This window comes from Streptomyces sp. NPDC032198 (assembly GCF_040636975.1).
Lineage (GTDB): Bacteria > Actinomycetota > Actinomycetes > Streptomycetales > Streptomycetaceae > Streptomyces.
This window is the reverse complement of sequence record NZ_JBEZVL010000005.1, coordinates 105,360-126,931: the sequence shown is the minus strand read 5'-3', so window position 1 is coordinate 126,931 and position 21,572 is coordinate 105,360. Positions and strand designations below refer to the sequence as shown.

The 21,572-nt window shown below is 70.2% G+C and carries 20 protein-coding genes and 1 tRNA gene; 11 read left to right on the top strand and 10 right to left on the bottom strand.

The genetic code is table 11. The features are described from left to right. Positions 1-3: 3 nt before the first annotated feature. The 3 genes from AB0E78_RS14630 to AB0E78_RS14620 form a co-directional block, all read right to left on the bottom strand. Positions 4-1,194 carry a hypothetical protein gene (locus AB0E78_RS14630; protein ID WP_361832032.1) on the bottom strand — a complete coding sequence of 397 codons (1,191 nt, stop codon included), beginning with the start codon at positions 1,192-1,194 and terminating at the stop codon, positions 4-6. Then, complete coding sequence (locus tag AB0E78_RS14625) at positions 1,191-1,793, bottom strand: ankyrin repeat domain-containing protein (RefSeq protein WP_361832030.1); 603 nt, start codon at positions 1,791-1,793, stop codon at positions 1,191-1,193. Before AB0E78_RS14625 ends, AB0E78_RS14630 begins: the two co-directional genes overlap by 4 nt. 148 nt (positions 1,794-1,941) lie before the next feature. Beyond that, the gene (locus AB0E78_RS14620) at positions 1,942-2,499 is read right to left on the bottom strand and encodes a heme-binding protein (protein ID WP_361832028.1); all 558 of its coding nucleotides are present in this window, start codon (positions 2,497-2,499) and stop codon (positions 1,942-1,944) included. Positions 2,500-2,851: 352 nt separating this feature from the next. Between AB0E78_RS14620 and AB0E78_RS14615 the strand changes: the two genes are divergently transcribed. The 3 genes from AB0E78_RS14615 to AB0E78_RS14605 are packed head-to-tail and all read left to right on the top strand — an operon-like array spanning position 2,852 to position 5,298. Further along, on the top strand, positions 2,852-4,126 hold the full coding sequence (locus AB0E78_RS14615) for a sensor histidine kinase (protein ID WP_361832778.1): 1,275 nt from the start codon (positions 2,852-2,854) through the stop codon (positions 4,124-4,126). Then, positions 4,123-4,764 carry a response regulator transcription factor gene (locus AB0E78_RS14610; RefSeq protein WP_361832026.1) on the top strand — a complete coding sequence of 214 codons (642 nt, stop codon included), beginning with the start codon at positions 4,123-4,125 and terminating at the stop codon, positions 4,762-4,764. Before AB0E78_RS14615 ends, AB0E78_RS14610 begins: the two co-directional genes overlap by 4 nt. A 36-nt stretch (positions 4,765-4,800) precedes the next feature. Then, positions 4,801-5,298, top strand: a complete 498-nt coding sequence (locus AB0E78_RS14605; RefSeq protein ID WP_361832024.1) for a hypothetical protein — start codon at positions 4,801-4,803, stop codon at positions 5,296-5,298. Between the two features lie 44 nt (positions 5,299-5,342). On the opposite strand, the gene AB0E78_RS14600 is transcribed toward AB0E78_RS14605, so the two are convergent. Beyond that, positions 5,343-6,038 carry a pentapeptide repeat-containing protein gene (locus AB0E78_RS14600; RefSeq protein WP_361832022.1) on the bottom strand — a complete coding sequence of 232 codons (696 nt, stop codon included), beginning with the start codon at positions 6,036-6,038 and terminating at the stop codon, positions 5,343-5,345. Positions 6,039-6,191: 153 nt separating this feature from the next. Between AB0E78_RS14600 and AB0E78_RS14595 the strand changes: the two genes are divergently transcribed. Next, entirely contained in the window at positions 6,192-7,421 is a 1,230-nt protein-coding gene (locus tag AB0E78_RS14595; protein WP_361832020.1) for an FAD-dependent oxidoreductase, read from the top strand. Positions 7,422-7,497: 76 nt separating this feature from the next. After that, positions 7,498-8,544, top strand: coding sequence for a zinc-binding dehydrogenase (locus tag AB0E78_RS14590; protein WP_361832018.1), 1,047 nt, complete (start codon positions 7,498-7,500; stop codon positions 8,542-8,544). Between the two features lie 18 nt (positions 8,545-8,562). Here AB0E78_RS14590 and AB0E78_RS14585 read toward each other — a convergent pair whose 3' ends face one another. Together AB0E78_RS14585 and AB0E78_RS14580 are read right to left on the bottom strand one after the other, a co-directional pair. Further along, on the bottom strand, positions 8,563-9,039 hold the full coding sequence (locus AB0E78_RS14585; RefSeq protein ID WP_361832016.1) for a GNAT family N-acetyltransferase: 477 nt from the start codon (positions 9,037-9,039) through the stop codon (positions 8,563-8,565). Positions 9,040-9,121: 82 nt separating this feature from the next. Then, positions 9,122-10,048: an aminoglycoside phosphotransferase family protein gene (locus AB0E78_RS14580; protein ID WP_361832014.1), complete on the bottom strand. Its 927-nt coding sequence runs from the start codon at positions 10,046-10,048 to the stop codon at positions 9,122-9,124. Between AB0E78_RS14580 and AB0E78_RS14575 the strand changes: the two genes are divergently transcribed. Beyond that, positions 10,002-10,769: a rhomboid-like protein gene (locus AB0E78_RS14575; protein ID WP_361832012.1), complete on the top strand. Its 768-nt coding sequence runs from the start codon at positions 10,002-10,004 to the stop codon at positions 10,767-10,769. The two genes, AB0E78_RS14580 and AB0E78_RS14575, sit on opposite strands and share 47 nt — an antisense overlap. Before the next feature lie 5 nt (positions 10,770-10,774). Here the strand turns inward: AB0E78_RS14575 and AB0E78_RS14570 are convergent, their stop codons facing one another. After that, on the bottom strand, positions 10,775-11,536 hold the full coding sequence (locus tag AB0E78_RS14570) for a thioredoxin domain-containing protein (RefSeq protein ID WP_361832010.1): 762 nt from the start codon (positions 11,534-11,536) through the stop codon (positions 10,775-10,777). Positions 11,537-11,660: 124 nt separating this feature from the next. Here AB0E78_RS14570 and AB0E78_RS14565 point away from each other — a divergent pair, with 124 nt between their 5' ends. Further along, the gene (locus tag AB0E78_RS14565) at positions 11,661-13,055 is read left to right on the top strand and encodes an FAD-dependent oxidoreductase (protein WP_361832008.1); all 1,395 of its coding nucleotides are present in this window, start codon (positions 11,661-11,663) and stop codon (positions 13,053-13,055) included. A gap of 68 nt (positions 13,056-13,123) precedes the next feature. Here the strand turns inward: AB0E78_RS14565 and AB0E78_RS14560 are convergent, their stop codons facing one another. Both AB0E78_RS14560 and AB0E78_RS14555 read right to left on the bottom strand, forming a co-directional pair. Then, positions 13,124-15,010 (bottom strand): restriction endonuclease, encoded by a 1,887-nt coding sequence (locus AB0E78_RS14560; protein ID WP_361832007.1) that lies wholly within the window; start codon positions 15,008-15,010, stop codon positions 13,124-13,126. A 136-nt stretch (positions 15,011-15,146) separates the two neighbouring features. Further along, positions 15,147-15,219: transfer RNA gene (locus tag AB0E78_RS14555), tRNA-Thr, on the bottom strand. Positions 15,220-15,400: 181 nt separating this feature from the next. Here AB0E78_RS14555 and AB0E78_RS14550 point away from each other — a divergent pair. The 4 genes from AB0E78_RS14550 to AB0E78_RS14535 all read left to right on the top strand — a co-directional run bounded on the left by AB0E78_RS14550 (position 15,401) and on the right by AB0E78_RS14535 (position 19,755). After that, positions 15,401-16,801, top strand: coding sequence for an RNA-guided endonuclease TnpB family protein (locus tag AB0E78_RS14550; RefSeq protein WP_361832006.1), 1,401 nt, complete (start codon positions 15,401-15,403; stop codon positions 16,799-16,801). Between the two features lie 394 nt (positions 16,802-17,195). Beyond that, positions 17,196-18,332, top strand: coding sequence for a sn-glycerol-3-phosphate ABC transporter ATP-binding protein UgpC (ugpC, locus tag AB0E78_RS14545; protein WP_361832004.1), 1,137 nt, complete (start codon positions 17,196-17,198; stop codon positions 18,330-18,332). A 204-nt stretch (positions 18,333-18,536) separates the two neighbouring features. Then, positions 18,537-18,998, top strand: a complete 462-nt coding sequence (locus AB0E78_RS14540) for a hypothetical protein (RefSeq protein WP_361832002.1) — start codon at positions 18,537-18,539, stop codon at positions 18,996-18,998. A 25-nt stretch (positions 18,999-19,023) separates the two neighbouring features. Beyond that, on the top strand, positions 19,024-19,755 hold the full coding sequence (locus tag AB0E78_RS14535) for a nucleotidyltransferase family protein (RefSeq protein ID WP_361832000.1): 732 nt from the start codon (positions 19,024-19,026) through the stop codon (positions 19,753-19,755). A 108-nt stretch (positions 19,756-19,863) separates the two neighbouring features. Here AB0E78_RS14535 and AB0E78_RS14530 read toward each other — a convergent pair whose 3' ends face one another. Continuing rightward, positions 19,864-21,510 carry a DoxX family protein gene (locus tag AB0E78_RS14530; protein ID WP_361831998.1) on the bottom strand — a complete coding sequence of 549 codons (1,647 nt, stop codon included), beginning with the start codon at positions 21,508-21,510 and terminating at the stop codon, positions 19,864-19,866. Between the last annotated feature and the right edge of the window lie 62 nt (positions 21,511-21,572).

Here is a 21,572-nt window from a genome sequence, read left to right as displayed (position 1 = left end):
TGTCTACAGGACGGCGATGCCCAACGGGCGCTCCCCGGCCGCGAGTCGGCGGGTGTCGCCGCTCTTCAGGTCGATGACGGTGATGCCGTTCCAGAATCCGTCGCGGGTGAAGCCGCCGGTGACGTAGGCGGTGCCGCCGTCCCCGGAGACCGCGACGTCCTCGTGCGGGCCCTCCAGCGGGAAGACCTTCTCCTTGCCGTCCTTGGTACGCATGGTCAGCGAGGGCCCCTCGTCCTCCGAGGGGTCGATGGGCCCCGTACCGACGGCGAACAGCGTGCCGTCGTCCGTGACCTGCGCCCCGTGCTGATGGGTGTTGGCCGTCATCGGCTCGATGTCGGACTCACCGGTGCGCGGGTCGAGCACGACGAGCTTCTCGCCCTCGAAGGGCAGCAGGAGCTTGCCGTCCGAGGGACGTACGGCGGCGTAGTGCGGCTTCAGCCAGGAGCCGAGGCCGCCTTCGGTGCCGTAAGGGGCGACCTCGATGCGCCGGGGCTTGAGCGAGTCGGCGCGTACGACCGTCACGTCGAAGGAGTCGTGGTCGGTCGCGTAGATCTCGCCGCCGTCCTTCGACACGTCCACGTCGAAGGGTCGCCGGCCCACCGGAACGGTGTCCGTGACCTGGCGCTTCTCGGTGTCGATGACCTCCAGGGTCCCCTTGCCGTCCGGGACGTTGACGCCCACGTAGGCGCGCTCGCCGTCCGGGGAGAGGGCGATGCCCATGCCGCCGCCGCGGTACTCGCCGGTCGTCGCGGGGCCGCTGTCGGTCTCGTACGGGATGCGGTCGACGCGCTCGCGGGTGCGGGTGTCGACGACCGCCACGGCGTCGGCGGTGGCGACCCAGGCACGGCCGTCCTCCCCCACGACCAGGCCGTAGGGGGCCTTGCCGACCTTCACGGACTCGATGGGCCCGCGCTCGGGGTCGACGAACGTGACGGTGTCCGCCCCGAAGTCGGCCACCAGGAGGGTGCCTTCGGGGGTGCGGTGATCGGCGGGGAGGGTGGCGGAGGCGGGGGCGGCGCGGGAGGGCTCGGCGCCGTCTTCGGTGGCGTTCCCGGTTCCGTCCCCGGTGCCGCAGCCCGCGAGGAGCGCGGCGGCCAGGAGAGCGGTGCCCGCGGAGAGCGCGACCCGGGAGGTGCGTATCGCCCGGGGTGCGCGTGCCGTCCGTGCCGCGCGTGCCGTCCGTGCCGCGTTCATGCGGCGCCTCGCAGCAGCCCGGCGATCGCGTCGAAGCCGCGGCGCTCGGCGTGCGCGAGGGGGGTGACGCCGTCCCGGTCGGCGAGGCCGGGCGTCGCGCCCGCGGCGAGCAGCAGCTCCACGATCTCCTGGTGCGCGAGACCGCCGTCGCCGAGGATCACGGCCTCCAATAGGGCGGTCCAGCCCAGGTCGTTGACGTGGTCGACGTCGATGCCGGTGACGCGCAGGACTTCCCGTACGTACGCGACGTGCCCGCGCTCCGAAGCGGGGATCACGGAGATCCCGCCGAAGCGGTTGCGAAGCTTCAGGTCGGGCCCGGCGGGAAGCAGGACGTGCAGCATGGCGACGCTGCCGGTCACGCCGGTGACCAGCCAGGGGCTGTCGGCGCGGTGGTCCTGGGCGTCGACGTCGGCGCCCGCGGCCACCAGGATCCGTGCGGCCTCGACGTGGTCGCCGAGTACGGCGAGCAGCAGAGGGGTGCGCAGTTCGTTGTCCCTGGCCTCGACGCGGGCTCCCGCGTCGAGAGCGGCTCTCACGTCGCCGGCGTTCCCGGACCGTGCGGCGTCGAGCAGCCGCAGGTCCTCGGGGGTCCTCGTCATGTTCGTCCTCCACGTGGTCGTACGGACCGGGAACAGCCTCGGCATCATGAGATCAGGTGACTTCGGCGGATCGGTGATTCAGCGGCCCGGCGGCTCAGCGATTCGCCGGCCCACTGATCCATTGACTGACTCAGCGGCTTCAGCGGCTTCAGCGGCCGAGCGCCGCGACGCCCGCCTTCGCGAACTTCTCGTCCAGGTCGCCGCTGGGGGCGCCCGCGACACCGATGCCCGCGATGGGCGCGTCCTTGGCGGTGACCGGCGCGCCGCCCGCGAGGAACAGGGTGCCGGGGATGTCCTTCAGGTTCGGGGCCTGCTCCAGGCGCTTGGTCAGCTCGGAGGTCGGCGCGTTCCAGGAGACGGCGGTGTACGCCTTCTTGACGGCGGACTCGGGGGACTGCGGGCCGGCACCGTCGCCACGCAGCTCGACGATGGTGTTGCCGTTGCGGTCGACGACGGCGACGGAGACGCGCTGGTTCTCCTTCTTCGCGGCGTCGAGGGTGGCCTGGGCGGCCTTGGTCGCGGCGGCGACGTTCAGGTGCGTCGACTGCGTGAGGTTCTTGTTGGCCGCGTCGGCGGCGACGGCGGCCTTGGGGGCGGCGGCCGGGGACTCGGCGCTCGCGGAGACGGCACCGAAGGTACCGGCGCCGAGGACGGCAGCGGTCGCGGCGATGGTCAGGACGCGGGTACGGCGGGAGAGCTTCTGCACGGGGTGCTCCTCAAGGTGAAGGTGGGGCTCGGAAGAAGAGGGGATCGGGGCGATCGGGGAGGTTGTCCTCCCTGTCACCAATCCTCCGGCCGCTGACGGCCCGCACCCCTCGGCGTACCGGCTGGGAGCGGCGCGCGACTCGGACGACACGAGGGTCAACCGATCGGTTGACCCCACCGTGGCCCCACCGGGCCACAATGAGGTTGTTTGCCCAGTTCAGCGCCCGCACAACAGCACTGCGAGACGGCAGCACGACATGACACCAGGAGAGGGAGGCGCCCCGGTGGGACAGAGCACCCCGGTGGGACAGCGCGCCTCGGCGGGACAGCGCACGCCGGGCCCCGACCTCCGGATGCCGGACCCCGACGCCCGCTGGCTCGCCACGGTGATGCACGCGGCGTTCTACCTGCTCCTGGGCGCGTCACTGGCCCGCTTCCTGCTGCGCCACCCCGGCGGCGAACGCGTCCCGTGGATCATCGCGCTCTCGGTGGTCCTGGCCGTGCTCTACGCCCTGCCGCCCCTCACCGCGTTCCTGCAGGCAAAACGTTCCGCGCCCCACTCACCCGGCTACCCCTCCGGCTACTCGCCCGGCCTCGTACCGCCAGGGGCCCGCCCCAACCCCCGCCGCCTCACCTGGCTGGCCCTGGTCGTCGGGGTCTGGCTGGTCCTCGTCATCCTCGCGCCGAGCTTCGCGTGGTGCGCGGTGCCGCTCTTCTTCACCGGCCTGCGGACCCTGCCACCGCGCCCGGCCCTGGTCCTGGTGGCCGTCCTGACGGGCTGCGTCATAGCGTCACAACTGCGGCTCGCGGGCCGCTACGACCCGGACTCGCTCCTCGCGCCACCCGCCGTCTCGGCGATCGCGACGGCGGTCTTCGCCCACATGCGGCGGCAGGCGGTCCGCCAGCGCGAACTGATCGACGACTTGATCCGCACCCGCCGCGAACTGGCCGCCACCGAGCGCCGCGAGGGCACCCTCGCCGAGCGCCAGCGCATCTCCATGGAGATCCACGACACCCTCGCGCAGGGCCTGTCCAGCCAGCAGATGCTGCTCCAGGCCGCCGACCGCGTCTGGGACACGGACCCGGCCAAGGCCCGCGCCCACGTCCGTACCGCCGAGTCGATCACTGAACTCGGCCTCACCGAGGCCCGCCGGTTCGTGCACGACCTGGCCCCCGCCGACCTCGCCGACGGCGGCGGCCTGGACGAGGCGCTGCGCACCCTGGCCGCGCGCACCGCGCAGGACACGGGCCTCACAGTCCGCTTCCACTCCGAGGGCACGCCCGCGCCGCTCCCCGACCGGACGCAGTCCGCGCTCCTGCGCATCGCCCAGGGCGCGCTCGCCAACGTGACGGAGCACGCCGACGCGACGACGGCGGCACTGACGCTCACGCACCTGGACGACCAGGTGGTACTCGACATCGCGGACGACGGCCGCGGCTTCACACCCACCGACCAACCGCCCGCGTCCGACCGGCGGGGGCACGGGCTGCCCGCGATCCGCGCCCGCGTGCGGCAGCTCGGCGGCACACTGACGATCGAGTCGGCACCGGGAGAGGGCACGGTCCTCTCGGTCGCGACCCCCCTCTCCCCCCAACAAACTCCCCCGTCCCCCCAGGAGACCTCATGACGGCCTCATCCCCCTCGGTCCGCCTCCTGGTCTGCGACGACCACATCGTCGTACGGGCCGGACTGCTGGCCCTGCTGGGCAGCGCGCCGGACATCGAGGTGGCCGGGGAGGCGGGCACCGGCGAGGAGGCGATCGCGCTCGCCGCGAAGCTGGCGCCGGACGTGGTCCTGATGGACCTGCAGCTGGGCGAGGGGATGGACGGGGTGGAGGCGACCCGCCGCATCACGGCGTCCGCCGATCCGGCGCCCCACATCCTGGTCCTGACGACGTACGACACGGACGCCGACATCACCCGCGCCATCGAGGCGGGGGCGACGGGCTACCTCCTGAAGGCCGAGCGCCCCGAGGAGCTCTTCGCCGCGATCCACGCCGCCGCGCAGGGCCGCACCACGCTCTCCCCGCCGGTCGCGTCCCGCGTGATGGCCCGCATGCGCAAGCCGCTGCCCACGCTCACCGACCGCGAGCTCGACATCCTCGCGCAGCTCTCCCAGGGCCTCGGGAACCGCGACATCGCCCGCGCGCTGTTCATCAGCGAGGCCACGGTGAAGACGCACCTGGGCAGGATCTACGACAAGCTCGGGGTCGACACGCGGGCGGGAGCGGTGGCGGTGGCCAAGGAGCAGCGTCTGCTGCCGTGACGCACCCCTTCCGCTCGCCGTGACACCATCTCCTACGTGCTCGACATCGGCTACGCCCTCTCCCACCGCTTTCCCGACCCCGTGCAGTTCGACTACCGCCGCGCTGACGTCCACGCGCTGCGGCACGACCTGTTCTGCGGGGACGTGTATCTCGCGGACACGAAGGCGGACCGGGAACTGTCCACAGCCTGGGGATGGGTTCCCGTACTGGACTTCGCCTGGGCGCTGTGCGACATCGTGGAGCAGCTGGACCAGGACCCGCGGGGCAGCCGTGCCTCTCGCCCCCAGTACGCCGAGCTCGACTTCACGGAGTCGACGGACCGCATGCTGTTCACCCGCCGCTTCGGGTGGGTGGACATCGAGGCGGACTGGATGCGGGAGGACGAGCCTCCGCTGACGTTCTCCCACGCGGAGCTGCGCCGCGAGGCACGGGACTTTCTCCAGGACGTCCTGGCAGACCTCACGGACCTCCACGAGCCCCTATCCGAAAACCCCACAATCTGGACCCTCCAGTCCAAGTTCCCCCGCACCTGACCCTCCGGGGGGGGCCGCCCCCGCACCCCCACCAAAGCCGGACGCTAGTCCACCCGTACCCCCACCTGCGCAGCGAACGCCGGCGCCAGATCCATCAGCTGCCCCGCACTGATCACCGCCCCCGCCAAGCACTCGATCCCCCGAAGAATGTCCACCTCCGCAGCCCCCCGCAGGTCGACGTCCTTCATGCGGACCCCACTGAAATCCGCCCCCTTCAGCACGCAGCCCACGAACTCCACCCGCTCGAGCGCCGCCTGCCCGAAGTCCGGCTCCACCAGCACGCACCCCTCGAAGACGACGTCCTTCAACCGCGCCTTCCGCAGGTTCAGATAGTCGATCTTCCCGCCCCGCACGACCACCCGCTCCAGCACGCTCCCGTGCAGCTGAACACCCCCCAGCCGCGCGTCCACCACCTCCACGTCCCGCAGCGAAGCCTCCACCAGCTCGGTGCCGACGCCCCGCAGCTCCGTCAGCACGGAGTCCACGAACCGTGCCCGGCTCAGCCGGGTCTCCGTCACCCCGCAGTCCGTCACCGCGCAGTCCAGGAACAGCGCTCCCCCACCGTCCTGCCCAGCGAGATCAAGCCCCTTGAACTCCACCCCGTCGTAATCCCCGTCGGGCTCCAGCTCACCCCCGCCGAGCCCCGACTCCCCGAACTCCCGCAGCGCGGGCAACCGCACCTCGGGCCGCCGAGCCCTCTTCACCCCTGCAGCGTCCCTCTGCCGATCCCTCTGTGCCATCCACCCATCGTGCACCCACCCACTGACAACGCCCCCGCACCCCAGCGCCCCAGCACCCCCACGCCCCGATGTCACATCCCGGCCACCCCCATCCGTCGTACCGAGTGAGAGCAGCCAACGGCACCACACCGGCCCACGACAGGAGCCCACCCCATGCCTCCCACCCGCAACAACTCCACCCGCACCCCCACCCGCCTCACCGTCATCGGCGGCGGCCTGGCCGGCCTCACCGCGGCCATCACCGCCGCGGAATCCGGCGCCCGCGTCACCCTCCACGAGTCCCACCACACCCTCGGCGGCCGGGCCCGCACCGCCGAAGGCGTGTACCGCACGAACGAAGGCCCGCACGCCCTCTACAACGGCGGCCCCCACTGGACCTGGCTCAAGCAGCGCGACCTCATCGGCCCCCTCGCCCCCCTCCCGCCCGTCGAAGGCACCCGCCTCCGCCTCCACCACCAGGGCAGGCTCCGCCGCACCCCACCTCTCGCGATGCTGAAGCTCCTGCGCCGCAAGCCCGAACAGGCGCCCATGGACGCGGACTTCATGAGCTGGGCGACCGGCGAGGTCGGCGAGGAAGGCGCGCGCGCCGCCGCCCACTACATCGCCGTGGCGACGTTCCACCACGACCCCGGCTCCCTCTCCGCCAGGTTCGTGCAGGAGCGCCTGCGCCGCGCCACGAAGCTCCCACCGGAGGCGCACTACCCGCGCGGCGGCTGGGCCTCGGTCATCGACCGCATGGCGACATTCGCCTGGAACCTGGGCGTACGCGTGGAGACCCTGTCCCGCGTCGACAACGTCAGCACCGCCAACACCGCCGACACCCTCGCCGCACTCTCCGCCAAGGGCCCTGTCGTCGTCGCCACCTCCCTCCCCGCGGCCCGCCAACTCCTCCAGGACGACAGCCTCCAGTGGGAAAGCGCCCGCACCACCCTCGTGGACGTGGCCCTCACCTCCCGCAAGGGCGACCTCTTCGCCCTCTCCGACCTGGACGGCACCGGCTGGATCGAGCGGTTCACCACCCAGGACCGCAGCCTCGCCCCCGCGGGGCAGGAACTGATCCAGGGTCAGATCCCGCTCTCCGCCACGGAATCCAAGTCGGACGGCGCGGCCCGCGCCGACCACCTGCTCGACCTCGGATTCCCCGGCTGGCGCGAACGCCTGATCTGGCGCCGCGACTCCGTGTCCAACGGCCGCACCGGCGCGGTGGATCTGCCCGGCACCACCTGGCGCGACCGCCCCGCGATCGACCGCGGCGACGGCATCTACCTGGCCGGCGACCAGGTCGCGGCGCCCGGCCTGCTCTCCGAGGTCTCCTTCAACAGCGCGCTGGAGGCGGTGACGCTCGCACTGACCTCCACAAGGCTTGACCTCAAGTCCGCTTGAGGTAAGAGGCTGACACTCACGGAACAGCCACAGCCTCGCCCCCCCAAAGAGGCCCCCAAGCCAAGGAGCAAGCCCCATGCGCGCCATCCGCCTGCACACCTTCGGCCCCGCCGAACACCTCACGTACGAGGAGGTCCCGGACCCGGCACCGGCCCCCGGCCAGGTCCGCATCGCGGTGACCGCGGCAGGCGTGCACCTCCTGGACACCGCGATCCGCGCCGGAATCAAGGGCCCCCTCCCCGAACTTCCCGAACTCCCCACGATCCCGGGCCGCGAGGTGGCAGGAACGGTCGACGCCGTCGGCGAGGGAGTCGACGCGAGCCGGCTCGGCCGGCGCGTGGTCGCCCACATCGGCTTCGCCCCCGGCAGCGCCCCCGGCGGCTACGCCGAACTAGTCGTCACGGAGGCCTCCCGCCTGCACGAGATTCCCGACGGCATGGACGACACGGAGGCCGTGGCCCTGATCGGAACGGGCCGTACGACGATGGGAATCCTGCAGTTCGCCGAGCTGACCCAAGACTCCGTGGCCGTCATCCCCGCGGCGGCGGGCGGCATCGGCACGCTCCTGGTCCAGTACGCCAAGCACGCGGGCGCCACGGTGATCGGCCTGGCGGGCGGCCCGGAGAAGACGGCCCAGGTCACCGCGAACGGCGCCGACCTCGCCGTCGACTACACCGACCCGGACTGGCCGGACGAGGTCCGCACGTATCTCTCGAAGCTCGGCGGCACCGGCGTACCCGGCGCCACCGTCGTCTTCGACGGAGTGGGCGGCGAGCCGGGCCGCGCCGCCGTGGACCTCCTCGCCACGGGCGGCACGCACCTCGTCTTCGGCTGGTCGGGCAAGGGCCCGCACGACGGCGAACCCCTGACGTTCACCGACGAGCAACTGGCGGCCCGCGGCATCACCCAGACCAACGTGCTCGGCCCGGCGATGATGCGAAAGGCGGGCGGCGGCAGGGGTGACGCCAACCCCATCCGCACCCTGGAACTCGCGGCGCTCACCGAAGCGGCGAAGGGCCACTTCACCCCGGCGGTCCAGCGCTACCCCCTAGCACAGGCGGCAGCCGCCCACGCCGACCTGGAGAACCGCCGCACCACGGGCAAGGTGGTACTCATCCCCTAGCGCTGCCAGTGCCGCCTCTCAGACAGCCCCGAGCCCGGCCAACGCCCCATCGGTCAGCCGGTACACGGTCCACTCGTCCTGCGGCAGCGCACCCAGCGACCGGTAGAAGTTGATCGACGGCTCGTTCCAGTCGAGCACGGACCACTCAAGGCGCTCGTAACCCCGCTCCACACAGATCCGCGCGAGCTCGGTCAGCAGCGCCTTGCCGTGCCCGCCGCCGCGCGCCTCGGGCCGTACGTACAGGTCCTCCAGGTAGATCCCGTGCACTCCGCGCCACGTGGAGAAGTTCAGGAACCACAGCGAGAACCCGACGACAGCTCCCGATGCGTCGTCCTCCGCGATGTGTGCGAACGCGGCAGGACGCTCGCCGAAGAGCGCCTCACGCAGCTGCTCCTCGGTGGCCCTGGCCTCGTCGAGGGCCTTCTCGTACTCGGCGAGGTCGCGGACCATGGCGTGGATGACGGGGACGTCGGCAGGCGTGGCGGTACGAATCATGGCCGCAGGGTACGACGGCCCCGCACCGCACCCCGACACCTCCTCCCCCCATCCCCCCATCCCCCGTTCCCCCCACCGAATTTCACCCCACCCCCAACAACCGCCGCGCGACCTCCAGATCCTCCGCGTCCAGCGCCCGCCCGTCCTCGATCTCCCACAGGGCGTTCTGCAGCACCCGCCCCAGCGTCCACGCACGGGCCCGCTCCCGGTCGAGCCCGAGCACCTCGCTCATCGCGTCGAACCGCCACAGCACGTCGTCCGTGTCGAAACGGTTGTTGAGCGCGGGCCAGAGGTCGAACCCGGGGTCCCCGGCCAACGGCTTCGGGTCGATGGCGAGCCACGGCTCGCGCTCGGCCGCCAGGACGTTCTCGAAGTGCAGGTCCCAGTGCAGCAGCCGGTCACCGGGCTCCCCGATCACCTCGCGCACCGCGCCCCCGCACCGCTCCACGAGCGCCCGCTCGACCGGATCCGGGATCGCCTTCAGGGCCTCCGGCAGATCATCGAGCATCTCCCCCGCGATGTCCCCGAGCCGCCGCATGCCCGCGGGCGCGGGAACGGAGGTGAGCCGGGCGAGCAGCTCGGCGATGATCAGGACCGCCTGGTGGGTGTCCTCCACCGTCGACAACATCCGCCCGGAGTCGAGACGTTCGAGCAGCATCGTGCCCGTGCCCGCGTCGTGATCCAGCAACCGCACCGCCCCGTCGCCGCCCCACACCCGAAGCCCGACCGGCTCCCCCTCGCTCTCCTCGTCGAGGAGCTGGAACTTGACCGCGGCAGGGGTGCCGTCCGACCGCACCACCGGCAGCACGAGCGCGGCCATGCCGTGCATCGAGGGCCCGTCGACGGTCAGCTCCCACCGCTCGACGAACTCCGCCACGCGCGCGGGCAGCGCCGCGATGAAGGCACGGCCCGGCTCCCCCGCGTACTCGTACTGCGACTCGATCAGCCCGTCCGGAATACGAATGTCGATCACGCGCGCGACGCTACCGGCGTGGGTGAATCGCCGCATGGGGATTATTCGCGACACAAGGGGCGTAAAGACCACTAGGGGAGCAAAAACCACAAGAGCCGCAAAGCGCACCAGGTCCGCCACGCAAGCCGTCCGCGCCTACCTCCGCAGCGCCCCGGGAACGTACATCTGGCTCGCGGCCCTCTTCGTCACGACCGTCGCGATGCACCACATGTCGCCGGAGTTCGAGAAGGAGTTCCTTCTCCAGCGCTCCACGAACATCCACGAGCTGACGAAGAACCCCGTCCGGGTCCTGGTCGCCAGCGCGTTCTGGATCGACGGCGGCACCTGGCTGTCGTACGCCGTGCTCTACACCGTCTTCCACTCCACCGCCGAACGCTGGCTCGGCACGGCCCGCTGGCTCGCGGTGGCCGCGGGCGCGCACGTCATGGCCACGCTCATCAGCGAGGGCGTCCTCGCGCTCGCGATCCGCCACGGCGCGGCCCCGACATCTTCCGTCAACACCCTCGACGTCGGCGTGAGTTACGCCCTCGCGGGAGTGATCGCGGTCCTCACCTACTGGGTGCCGAGCCCCTGGAGATACGCGTACCTCCTCATCGTCCTCGCCGTGTACGGCACTCCGCTGATCACCGGCAGGACCTTCACCGACCTCGGCCACTTCACATCGGTCCTGATCGGCCTGGCCTGCTACCCGCTGACCCGAAGCGCCGTACGCCCGGCACCAGAGAGCTGGAAGCTCAGGAGATCCCAGAAGCCCTGAACCCCTCAGATCCCCGAGGCCTTGAGCTCCTTGGCGAACGCGTCCTGATCGAAGAGCGCATCACTCCCCGCCTTCTTCCCGTCGATCACGACGGTCGGCGTGCCCTGCATGCCGTCATCGGTGAAGGCCTGCATGGCCTCACCGACCCACTTCTTGTACGTGCCCTTCTGCACCGCCTTGTCGAACTCGGCGCCCCGCAGCCCGTCCACCTTGTCGGCGATCTTCAGCAGGAAGGCGGGCGTGAAGGCGTCCTCCGTCTCGGTCTCGGGCTGGTTGGCGAAGACCGCGGCGTGGAACTGCGGGAACTTGCCCGCCTCCACCGAGGCCCGCAGCGCGTTCGCCGCGTTCACCGAGCCGCTGCCGCCGAGGTTGTTGTCGAGGAACGAGGCGAGCGTGTACTCGACCTTCACCTTGCCCTCGGCCACCGGCTTCACCAGGGCCTGCGCACCCGTCGCCTCGAACTTCTTGCAGATCGGGCAGCGCGCGTCCTCGTACAGCTTGACCGTGTGCCCGGCCTTCGGGTCGCCGACCGTGATCACACCGCCCTTGACCGTGGCGGGCGTCCGCGCGAGCGCGTCGGTACCGGCAGGCGGCTGCTTCGCCTCGGGACCGCCGGTGGACGCGGACTCCGAGGCCGAGGCCGAGGCCGAGCCCTTGTCGTCGCTCCCGCCCGTGAGGTCCTCGGGCCCGCAGGCGGCTGCGCCCCCGGCGACGAGTGCGGTGGCTGCCACCGCGGCGACGATGCGCCCGGCCTTGCGTACGGCCATTTGAACAGTCCTCCAGGATCTCGGCACCTGACGCTTCGACATCGCCACGTGCCGGATCAACGTATCGGAACGCCCTCCCCGCACCCCTCCCCAAAGCCCCCACCAGCGCAGTAACGTCCCGCACATGAGCAGCACGATCAACGGCGGCATCTCGTACTGGTACGCGGACCACGGCACCCCGGCCCCCCGCGAACCCCTGCCGGGCGACGAGAGTGCCGACGTCTGCATAGTCGGCGGCGGCTACACGGGCCTGTGGACCGCCTACTACCTGAAGAAGGCCGCCCCCTTCCTCCGCATCACCGTCCTGGAGCAGAAGTTCTGCGGCTACGGAGCCTCGGGCCGCAACGGCGGCTGGCTCTACAACGGCATCGCGGGCCGCGACCGCTACGCCCGCCTGCACGGCAGGGACGCGGCGGTCCGCCTCCAGGAGGCGATGAACGACACGGTCACCGAGGTGATCGAGACGGCGAAGGCCGAAGGGATCGACGCGGACATCCACCACGGCGGCGTACTCGAAGTGGCGTACACCCCGGCCCAGTTGGCGCGCCTGAAGGAGTTCCACGCCACGGAGCTCGCGTACGGCGAGAAGGACCGCACCCTGCACGGCGCCCGGGAGACGGCCGACCGGGTGCGCGTCTCCGGCGCCGTCGGCTCCACCTGGACCCCGCACGGCGCACGCCTGCACCCGGTGAAACTGGTGAAGGGCCTGGCGACGGCGGTAGAGGCACTCGGCGTGACGATCCACGAATCAACGCCCGTCACGGAGATCAAGCCGAAGCACGCCATCACCCCGTACGGCACGGTCCGCGCCCCCTACATCCTGCGCTGCACAGAGGGCTTCACGGCATCGCTCAAGGGCCAGCGCCGCACGTGGCTCCCCATGAACTCCTCAATGATCGCGACGGCGCCCCTGACTCCCACCCAATGGGAGTCGATCGGCTGGGAGGGCCGCGAGACGCTCGGCGACATGGCGCATGCGTACATGTACGCCCAGCGCACCGCGGACGGCCGCATCGCACTGGGCGGCAGAGGAGTCCCGTACCGCTACGGCTCGCGCACGGACAACAACGGCCGCACCCAACCGGCCACGATCGAGGCCCTGCGCGACATCCTGACCCGCTTCTTCCCCCAACTGGCCGGAGTCGAGGTGGCCCACGCCTGGTCCGGCGTACTCGGCGTCCCCCGCGACTGGTGCGCCACGGTCACCCTGGACCGCGCGACGGGCCTCGGCTGGGCGGGCGGCTACGTCGGCTCGGGCGTGGCCACCGCCAACCTCGCGGCCCGCACCCTGCGCGACCTGGTCCAACAGGACTCGGGCCAGGCAGGCCCCACGGACCTCACCACCCTCCCCTGGGTCAACCACAAGGTCCGCAAGTGGGAACCAGAACCGTTCCGCTGGATCGGCGTCCAGGGCATGTACGCGACGTACCGAAGCGCCGACCGCCACGAACTGACCACACCGACCGCCACGGCCCCCCGCCTGGCCCGCCTCGCGGACCGCTTGTCGGGGCGCCACTGACGCACCCTCACCAAGCGCGAAGGCCCCGCCCACCAGAAGAGTGAGCGGGGCCTTCGGCCTCTCGCCCACTAGTCGACGTCGATCCCGAACTCCCTGACCAGCGCCTCCAACCCACCCGCGTACCCCTTACCACCCACCACGAAATTCCAGTCACCACTCGATCGCCGCCTGAACGAACCCAGCACCAGCGCAGTCTCACCAGGCCTGCCATCCGACACAGGAAGCTGATCCAGCTCCACACCCTCCGCGTCCCGCAGACGAATACCAGCACCGGTAAATCCATCAAGATCAGCCTGCGGATCGGCCTCAGGATCCACCGCAGCCACCAACACCAGACGATCGGCTTCCTCCGGCAACTCGTCGAACGCCACCCGGATCGCCGCCCGATCCCCAGCGAAATCACCCAGCATCCGCACCGAACCATCGGGCGTTTCAACATTGTTGAAGAAGACGAAATGGCTGTCGCTGAGCACACGGCCCCCCACGCACACCAACGCACACACATCCAGCGGCACGCTCCCCGCCCACGACATGCCCACCACGTTGTACTCGCCACTCTCGGCGTCCGGCTCCTCCGCAACCCCCACCCGCTGCGGAAACGCCACCCCGGCCTCCCCTCCCAATCGGCCACGCAACCCACACCGATGCAACAGATCAACCAACTCCGGACCCGCCACCAGCGACAACGGCTTCCCACTAGCGAACGTATACGAACCAGGGCCAAAACCCGACGTCGTTACCAGCACCCCCTTATTCGCACCCGCCGCCTGAACAGTGCCGAATAGCTCCCGCACGGCGCTCGGCGGAACCGTATTGCGATATCGCTTCACCTGCACGACGATTTTCCCGCCCCTGATCGGATCGGGATCCACCGCGTCCACGTCCACACCCCCGTCATGGGAACGCTGCGTCGTGACGGCCTGCATCCCACGCACCCGAAACAATTCCGCGACCAGCCCCTCAAACTCCACCGGATCCATGGCCAACAAATCCGGCTCCCCCTCACCCCCACGCGACACCACACCAGAACCCACCTGATCGGGAAACCTCACCGGACGCACCGCCGTCCGCTGATCAGGCCGCACCGCCAACTGCCCACGCAACCCGTCAACAAGACAGTCCACCGGCCCCACCGACTCCAACCGCAACCGAGCGAACACCTCAGCCTCAACCATCACCGTGGCCAAGAAGACCTCCGCACGTAATCCCGTGGCCGGATCAAAATCATCCACAAAACCATTCAACGCAACCGAAGCAAGAACCCCGAACTCATCGGCAGCGAAGAGATCACGCAGCGCAAGCAACACGCACTGCGCAAGCACACTCCTATACAAGGATCTCCGCTGCCCCATCGGCCTCGGAATCTCCCGCTCTTGATCCGAACCGACGAAATACCGAACCAATCGAGCCTCCGGCACCACACCGTACGGCGGCAACTGCCAATTCAGAACCAACTGCCGCACCGTCGGATCAAAAGAAGCCACCACCTGACGCGGAAACCCATCAGGCCACACACCCGACGCATACAAAGCCGCCGAAAAATACTCCACAACCGTCGCCGGATCCCCCTCCCGTAACGCAGCGATCATCTCGACCACCCGCCCGTTGTGCGCACGCACCTCCCCACCCCGCGCACCTCCAGCCGGCTCCACACGCAGCAACGAAGAAGCCCGAAACGCAGGAGCCGCACACCCAGCCGCCAAAAACCCCGACAACACCTCAACCCGGGACTCCAGCTCATCCGTCAGCCGCAAAGCCTCCGCCTCACGCCACCGGCGATACTCCGCCTGACGCCCACGCTGCATCCGCGCCATATCCCGCTCACGCGCACGCTGCTCACGCGCCGCATCACGCTCCCGCTCCCACTCCAACCGAAGCCGCGCCTCCCGCTGACGCTGCCGCTGGCGCTGCGCCTCGGCCCACTCCCCGATCAGCCCACCCGAACGACCATCCATATCGCCCGCCCCCTTGCAAACCGCCCCAGAAGGCAAGTGTGCCGGAGGGGGGAGGCGGGGACTACTGGTCGGGCGGGAGCACTTCGGACACGAAGAAGCCCAGGTCAAGATCCTCTTGACCTGGGCTTCTTCGTCGAGCCGCCTGTCGGAATCGAACCGACGACCTACGCATTACAAGGGCGGCGCTCTACCAACTGAGCTAAGGCGGCACCGCGCACGACAACGCCGTACACGAGGCTGCTCCACCTTACACAGAGCCTGTTCGCCCCAGCCACGGAGTTGCTCAGCCACCCACTATCCAGATCCACGCGTAACCACCCGGGCACCCGTTCGTTGAACGGACTGAAGTGCTGTTCCGACTATCGGACTGTGGGACCCGGGGAGGGGTGCATGGAGGACGCGACGGAGAAGCCCAAGGCGGTGACCGGCTCGGAGGCCAAGCGCGTCAAGCACGAGGCGCTGGGCATCGCCGACCCCCGCAAGCACCGTGCCCGCCCTGCGTCTCCCATGAAGAGCCGCGCCAAAGAGCCCGGAACCCAGCAGCGCGTCTACCGGTTCCGCTGCTATCCAACGGAAGCTCAGGCCGCACAGTTGGAGAAGACGTTCGGCGCCTGCCGTTGGGTCTACAACGAGGGTCTTGCCCTGCGTTCCGGGGCCTGGGACCGGCACCGGGTGACTGTCGGTTTCGCGGAGACGTGCCGGGCGCTGACGGGTTGGCGGCATGCAGAGGGGACGTCGTGGTTGCAGGAGGTGTCGTCGACGGTGCTACAGCAGTCGTTGCGGCATCTGGATCATGCGTTCACGCGGTTCTTCAAGGGTGGGGCGAGATATCCGCGGCGGAAGAGGAAGCACCGCGCGCAGGATGCGGCGACGTACGTCCGGACGGGGTTTCGCTGGGTGGAGGATGTCGAGCGGCCCGGTACCGGCTCGGTCACGCTGGCCAAGCAGACGACTCCGTTGGATGTGCGGTGGTCGCGTGCGCTGCCTGCGCAGACGCTTCCGGTGCGGTTGTCGGTGACGCGGGACCGGGCCGGGCGGTACTTCCTCTCCCTGCTTGTAGAAGAAGTGATCGCGTCTCTTCCCTCCGCGTTTCTTCCCGGTTCACAGGAGCCGAAGGCCGTGGGTCTGGACCTCGGGATTGCCTCGCTCGTCACGCTCGACGACGGGACGAAGCTGGAGCATCCGCGGTTGTTGCGGCGGTACGCGGAGAGGTTGGCGAAGGCGCAGCGTGAGTTGCACCGGAAGGTGAGGGGTTCGAAGAACCGGGAGAAGGCCAGACGGCAGATCGCCCGCCTGTACGCGCTCATCGGCGATGTACGCAGAGACATGCTGGATCAGCTCACCACCCGCCTCGTGCGCGAGAACCAAGTGCTCGTGGTGGAGGACCTGTCCATCGCGACCCTGCTGCGTCCGGCGCGTGGCAAGGGCAGGCGGCGCAAGGCGAAGCTGAATCAGGCGATCATCGATGCGGGGTGGGGAGAGCTGTTGCGGCAGCTGCGTTACAAGTGCGAGTGGTACGGCCGGACGCTGGTGGTCGTGGACCGCTTCTTCCCTTCTACGCGCCGCTGTTCGGCGTGTCATGTGAAGGGGCCGAAGCTGGATCTCTCGGTCCGGGAGTGGACGTGTGCCGAGTGCGGTGTGGTTCATGACCGGGATGTGAACGCAGCGGTGAACCTGCGGGATGAGGGGATGCGGTTGTACTGGGTGGTGGCTGCGACGCTGCCGCCGGGCCGGAAGGCACCGACGGTGATCAAGGCGTCGGAGCTGGAGGAGTGTCTGCTGGCCGCGTAGGTGCGGCTGGTGCGGTACGGACCGACGGGCCGTCGGCCGGAATGCCTGTGGAGTTCGTGTAAGACCGTGCGTGATGACGGGGTAGCCCGTTGTCCGTCGGCGGTGGGCCGTGAAGCAGGAAGCCTTGAGGTGAGGTCAAAAGTGGGTAGCTCTTCCTCCTCACGCTCAGGGCGGTGTTCAAAAGTGCGTTGCTCTGCCTCGCTCAAGGCACGGATCAAAAGGCAACCGCTCTGCCAAGTTCAAAAATGTCCTCGAAGGTCACCGTCCCCCGACTACTGACAGACCGATGACCCCCGGGGTACGGTCACGAGCAGTTCACTCAGGTGGACTACACCACTCCTCTCTTTACAACGGATCGTCCGGCACGTTCCTGCCGGTGAAGGGGGCCCTCACCATGGCCACTGTTTCGTTCGACAAGGCGACCCGCATCTACCCGGGTGGCGACAAGCCCGCCGTCGACCAGCTGCAGCTCGACGTCGCGGACGGCGAGTTCCTCGTCCTCGTCGGTCCCTCCGGCTGCGGAAAGTCCACCTCCCTGCGCATGCTCGCGGGCCTGGAGGACGTGAACGCCGGCGCCATCCGCATCGGTGACCGCGACGTCACGCACCTGCCGCCCAAGGACCGGGACATCGCCATGGTGTTCCAGAACTACGCGCTCTACCCGCACATGACGGTCGCCGACAACATGGGCTTCGCCCTGAAGATCGCGGGCATCAACAAGGCCGAGATCCGCCAGAAGGTCGAGGACGCGGCGAAGATCCTCGACCTCACGGACTACCTGGCCCGCAAGCCCAAGGCGCTCTCCGGCGGTCAGCGCCAGCGTGTGGCCATGGGACGCGCCATCGTGCGTGAGCCGCAGGTCTTCCTCATGGACGAGCCGCTGTCGAACCTCGACGCCAAGCTGCGTGTCTCGACGCGTACGCAGATCGCCAGCCTCCAGCGGCGCCTCGGCATCACCACCGTGTACGTCACCCACGACCAGGTCGAGGCCATGACCATGGGCGACCGGGTGGCCGTACTGAAGGACGGTCTGCTCCAGCAGGTCGACTCGCCGCGCAACATGTACGACCGCCCGGCCAACCTCTTCGTCGCCGGCTTCATCGGCTCCCCCGCGATGAACCTCGTCGAGGTCCCGATCACCGACGGCGGCGTGAAGTTCGGCAACTCCGTGGTGCCGGTCAACCGCGATGCGCTGTCCGCCGCGGCCGACAAGGGCGACCGCACGGTCACGGTCGGCGTCCGCCCGGAGCACTTCGACATCGTCGAGCAGGACGGCAGCACCGCGAAGTCCCTCTCGAAGGAGACCGAGGACGCCCCGGCGGGCCTCGCCGTCTCCGTGAACGTCGTCGAGGAGCTCGGCGCCGACGGGTACGTCTACGGCTCCGCGGAGGTCGGCGGCGAGCACAAGGACCTCGTGGTCCGCGTGAACGGCCGCCGGGTCCCGGAGAAGGGCACGCAGCTGCACGTCGTGCCGCGTCCGGGCGAGATCCACGTGTTCTCGACGTCGACGGGCGAGCGCCTCTCCGACTGACGACCCGCCCCACCAGCGAACGGGCAGGGCCCCGCACCTCGGTGCGGGGCCCTACGCGTTCGCCCACGTTGTCGACAAATACCCCGGCAGACCGGTCATTTCGCTCGGCGCCCGTCAACTTTGCTCCAGAAAAACCTGAATCTCCGTCGCTCGACCGAGTGACTAAATGTCGCCAAATCATCACCGACCGCTACGCTCACTCGCGTGACGCACTCCGCCAACTACACCCAGAAGCCGCGCCGAGCCCACCGAGGCCCCGCCCGACGCATCGGCCGCACGCTCGCCCTCGTCCTGCCCGTGATGCTGGTGCTCTCCGGGACCCTCGCGGTCACCAGCGTCAACTGGTCCGGGAACTCCTCGGATTCGATGCTCACCGCATCCGCCGATGATCTTTCCGTACCGGCCAAGTCCCGCGCACCGCAGGACCTCCTGCGCGACCGGCTTCTCCTGGAGCTCCAGGAGAAGAACCCGGGCGTCGCGCTCACCCACCTCCAGCAGGAAGTGAACCGCCACCCGTCGCTCGCCAAGCACTGCGTCTCCGTCGCCCGTGCCCTGGGCCGCGCGGCCGTCCGGGCGTACGGCCCGACACGCGCCCAGTCGTATGCCCGCCCGGTCTGTGACACGTCCTTCGCGACGGGCGTCGCCGCCGCCCACCAGAACGGCTGATCCGGCCGGCACGTAGGGTTCCGGCATGACCGGCGACCCTCACGCTCACAGGCCCACGCAGGCCGTCGTCCTGGCCGGTGGCCAGGGCTCGCGCCTCCGTCCGTACACCGATGACCGGCCCAAGCCGATGGTCGAGATCCCTGGAACGGGGACCCCGATCATCGGCCATCAGCTTTCCTGGCTGGCGGCCGAGGGCGTGACGGACGCGGTCGTCTCCTGCGGCCATCTCGCCGAAGTGCTCCAGGAATGGCTGGAGTCGGCCGACCTCCCCCTGAACGTCACCACGGTGGTCGAGAACGAACCCCTGGGCCGCGGCGGCGGTCTGAAGTACGCCGCCCGCCACCTCCCGCACGCGGACCGCCCCTGGTACGCGACGAACGGCGACATCTGGACCCGCTTCTCGCTGCGCGACATGGCGGCCTTCCACGCCGAGCGCGACGCCACCGCGACCCTCGCCCTGGCCCGCCCCCGCATCCCGTGGGGCGCCGTCGAGACGGACGCGTTCGGCCACATCACGGACTTCATCGAGTCCCCGCCGTCCCCGTACCTGATCAACGCGGGCGTGTACGTCTTCTCCTCGTCCTTCGCCGCGCTCCTGCCGGACCGCGGCGACCACGAGCGCACCACGTTCCCGCGCCTGGCCCGCGAGAAGAGCCTGGCGGGCTTCCCGCTGCCGCAGGGCGCGTACTGGCGCGCCATCGACACCGCGAAGGACCTCACCGAGGCCGCCAAGGAGCTTGCCGCGCAGACCGGTTGAGGTCCCCTCCCCGCGCCTCCAGAAGCATCCCGCATGTCCCGCATACGTCGACGGGGCCCCGCACAGTCACTGTGCGGGGCCCCGTTCGCGTACGGGTGGAGAGCCGGGTCAGCCGCCGCCGAGCAGGCCGCCCACAAGGCGGTCGTTGCGGCCGCCGCCGCCACCCGGGTTGCCGCCGCTCGTGCCGCTCTCGGGCGCTCCGCCGCCGCTGCTGCCGCCGCTGGACGTGGGTCCCGCGGTGGCCGACGACGGAGGCTGCTGGGGCGAGGACTGCTGGGGCGGCGCCTGGCCGGCGGTGCCCTGCGTCTGGCTGGGCTGCCCCTGGCCGGTACCGGTGCCCGCGGTGGCGGACTCGGGGGCCGCGCCCGGAGTGGTCGCCGTGGCGCCCTGCGTGGGGCTCGCGGAACTCCCTTGCGTCGGCGCCCCGGAGGCCGTGGGCCCCTGCGACTGGCCCTGGCGGTGCCGCTGCTTTCCGGGCTCCTGCGGGAGCGGTGAGCCGGGCAGTTCGTTGCGCGGGGCCTCGCCGGGCCCCGGCACGGTCACGCGGTCGGCATCCCGGACGGCGCCGCCGAGCATCGAACCGATCAGCAGCGTGAGCCCGACCACGAGCGCCCCGACGAGCCCGCCGCGCCGCAGCACACGGCGCCGCAGCTCCCAGATGTCCACCCGGGGTCCGAGCGTCCGCCAGGCTTCTCCGGCGAGGCGTCCGTCGACGGAGTAGACGGGCGCTCCGGCGATGATCAGCGGTGACCATGCGGCCAGGTAGATGATGTCCGGCGCGTCGTAGGCGGGGACGGTCTTCCAGCTGACGGTGACGATGAGCGCGGCGGACAGGAGCACGCCGATGCTGGCCGCGACCCGCTGCCAGAGCCCGAGCACCGTGAGCACGCCGACGATGATCTGCAGGAAGGCGATGGAGAGTCCCGCACCCACCGGGTGCGAGAGGGCGAAGTCCCGCAGCGGCTCGGCGAGCGCCCAGGGGTGCAGCGAGTTGAGCCACTTGACCATGGAGCCGCGGTCGCCGCCGTCGAAGTACACGGGGTCGCAGAGCTTGCCCATGCCGGCGTAGATGGAGATGAATCCGAGGAAGACGCGCAGCGGGAGCAGCACGACGCCGAGGTTCATGCGGCGGCCGGGGTAATAGGCGTGCCGGACGGGGTCGGCCCCGTGCCGCTTCACGACCTGGCGGCCGTCCTCGTCGTCGAGGCCGTCGTCGAAGTCGTCCTCCCCATAGGGGAGTCGTTCGTCGAGGTCGCTCTCCGGCATCGGCATGCGCGGGATGAGGCGGGTCTCGGGACCGGGGTTTCTGGGGCCGATGACGGCAGGCGTGGCCTGGGTGCTCTCGAGGTCGTCCTCGATGCGGGGGATGACCTGCGTGGCGCCTCCGTCGTCGTACGAGGTGCCTGCACCCTCGGCCGAATGGCGCACGCCGGTTCCACGCACCGCCTGCAGCAGTCCGGTGGCTCCGGGGTCGCCCGGCTCGGACTTCCCGCTCCAGACGACGGGCGTGCGGCGCCGGGCGGCGGAGCCGGCTGCGGGGATGCGCACGGAGTTGTCGGCAGTGCTCAAGTGCCGTGCGATTCGCGGGGATTGGGTCCGCTGCGCGGTGGGGAGCTGCACGCGGAAGCTCGCGTGGTTCACGATGACCTGGGCCGGGTCGCTCGGCACCTTCACCATGCTCAGCGCGGGAGCTTCGTCGAACCCTGACGAGCTTCCCCCCGTGGGATTGCGGGGCGTTCTGGTGTCCACACTCATCTAACCGAGTGATGTGTGTTTAGGACACTGCCTTGACCGCGGGGAAATGTCCGGACCGCGTC

Excerpts from the sequence above, each read along its gene's own strand:
- AB0E78_RS14630 (WP_361832032.1), bottom strand. The coding sequence starts at position 1,194 with ATGAACGCGGCACGGACGGCACGCGCGGCACGGACGGCACGCGCACCC.
- AB0E78_RS14590 (WP_361832018.1), top strand. The coding sequence starts at position 7,498 with ATGCGCGCCATCCGCCTGCACACCTTCGGCCCCGCCGAACACCTCACG.
- AB0E78_RS14550 (WP_361832006.1), top strand. The coding sequence starts at position 15,401 with ATGGAGGACGCGACGGAGAAGCCCAAGGCGGTGACCGGCTCGGAGGCC.
- AB0E78_RS14595 (WP_361832020.1), top strand. The coding sequence starts at position 6,192 with ATGCCTCCCACCCGCAACAACTCCACCCGCACCCCCACCCGCCTCACC.
- AB0E78_RS14625 (WP_361832030.1), bottom strand. The coding sequence starts at position 1,793 with ATGACGAGGACCCCCGAGGACCTGCGGCTGCTCGACGCCGCACGGTCC.
- ugpC (WP_361832004.1), top strand. The coding sequence starts at position 17,196 with ATGGCCACTGTTTCGTTCGACAAGGCGACCCGCATCTACCCGGGTGGC.
- AB0E78_RS14535 (WP_361832000.1), top strand. The coding sequence starts at position 19,024 with ATGACCGGCGACCCTCACGCTCACAGGCCCACGCAGGCCGTCGTCCTG.
- AB0E78_RS14530 (WP_361831998.1), bottom strand. The coding sequence starts at position 21,510 with ATGAGTGTGGACACCAGAACGCCCCGCAATCCCACGGGGGGAAGCTCG.
- AB0E78_RS14570 (WP_361832010.1), bottom strand. The coding sequence starts at position 11,536 with ATGGCCGTACGCAAGGCCGGGCGCATCGTCGCCGCGGTGGCAGCCACC.
- AB0E78_RS14600 (WP_361832022.1), bottom strand. The coding sequence starts at position 6,038 with ATGGCACAGAGGGATCGGCAGAGGGACGCTGCAGGGGTGAAGAGGGCT.
- AB0E78_RS14565 (WP_361832008.1), top strand. The coding sequence starts at position 11,661 with ATGAGCAGCACGATCAACGGCGGCATCTCGTACTGGTACGCGGACCAC.
- AB0E78_RS14610 (WP_361832026.1), top strand. The coding sequence starts at position 4,123 with ATGACGGCCTCATCCCCCTCGGTCCGCCTCCTGGTCTGCGACGACCAC.
- AB0E78_RS14615 (WP_361832778.1), top strand. The coding sequence starts at position 2,852 with ATGCCGGACCCCGACGCCCGCTGGCTCGCCACGGTGATGCACGCGGCG.
- AB0E78_RS14560 (WP_361832007.1), bottom strand. The coding sequence starts at position 15,010 with ATGGATGGTCGTTCGGGTGGGCTGATCGGGGAGTGGGCCGAGGCGCAG.
- AB0E78_RS14580 (WP_361832014.1), bottom strand. The coding sequence starts at position 10,048 with ATGCGGCGATTCACCCACGCCGGTAGCGTCGCGCGCGTGATCGACATT.
- AB0E78_RS14585 (WP_361832016.1), bottom strand. The coding sequence starts at position 9,039 with ATGATTCGTACCGCCACGCCTGCCGACGTCCCCGTCATCCACGCCATG.
- AB0E78_RS14575 (WP_361832012.1), top strand. The coding sequence starts at position 10,002 with ATGTCGATCACGCGCGCGACGCTACCGGCGTGGGTGAATCGCCGCATG.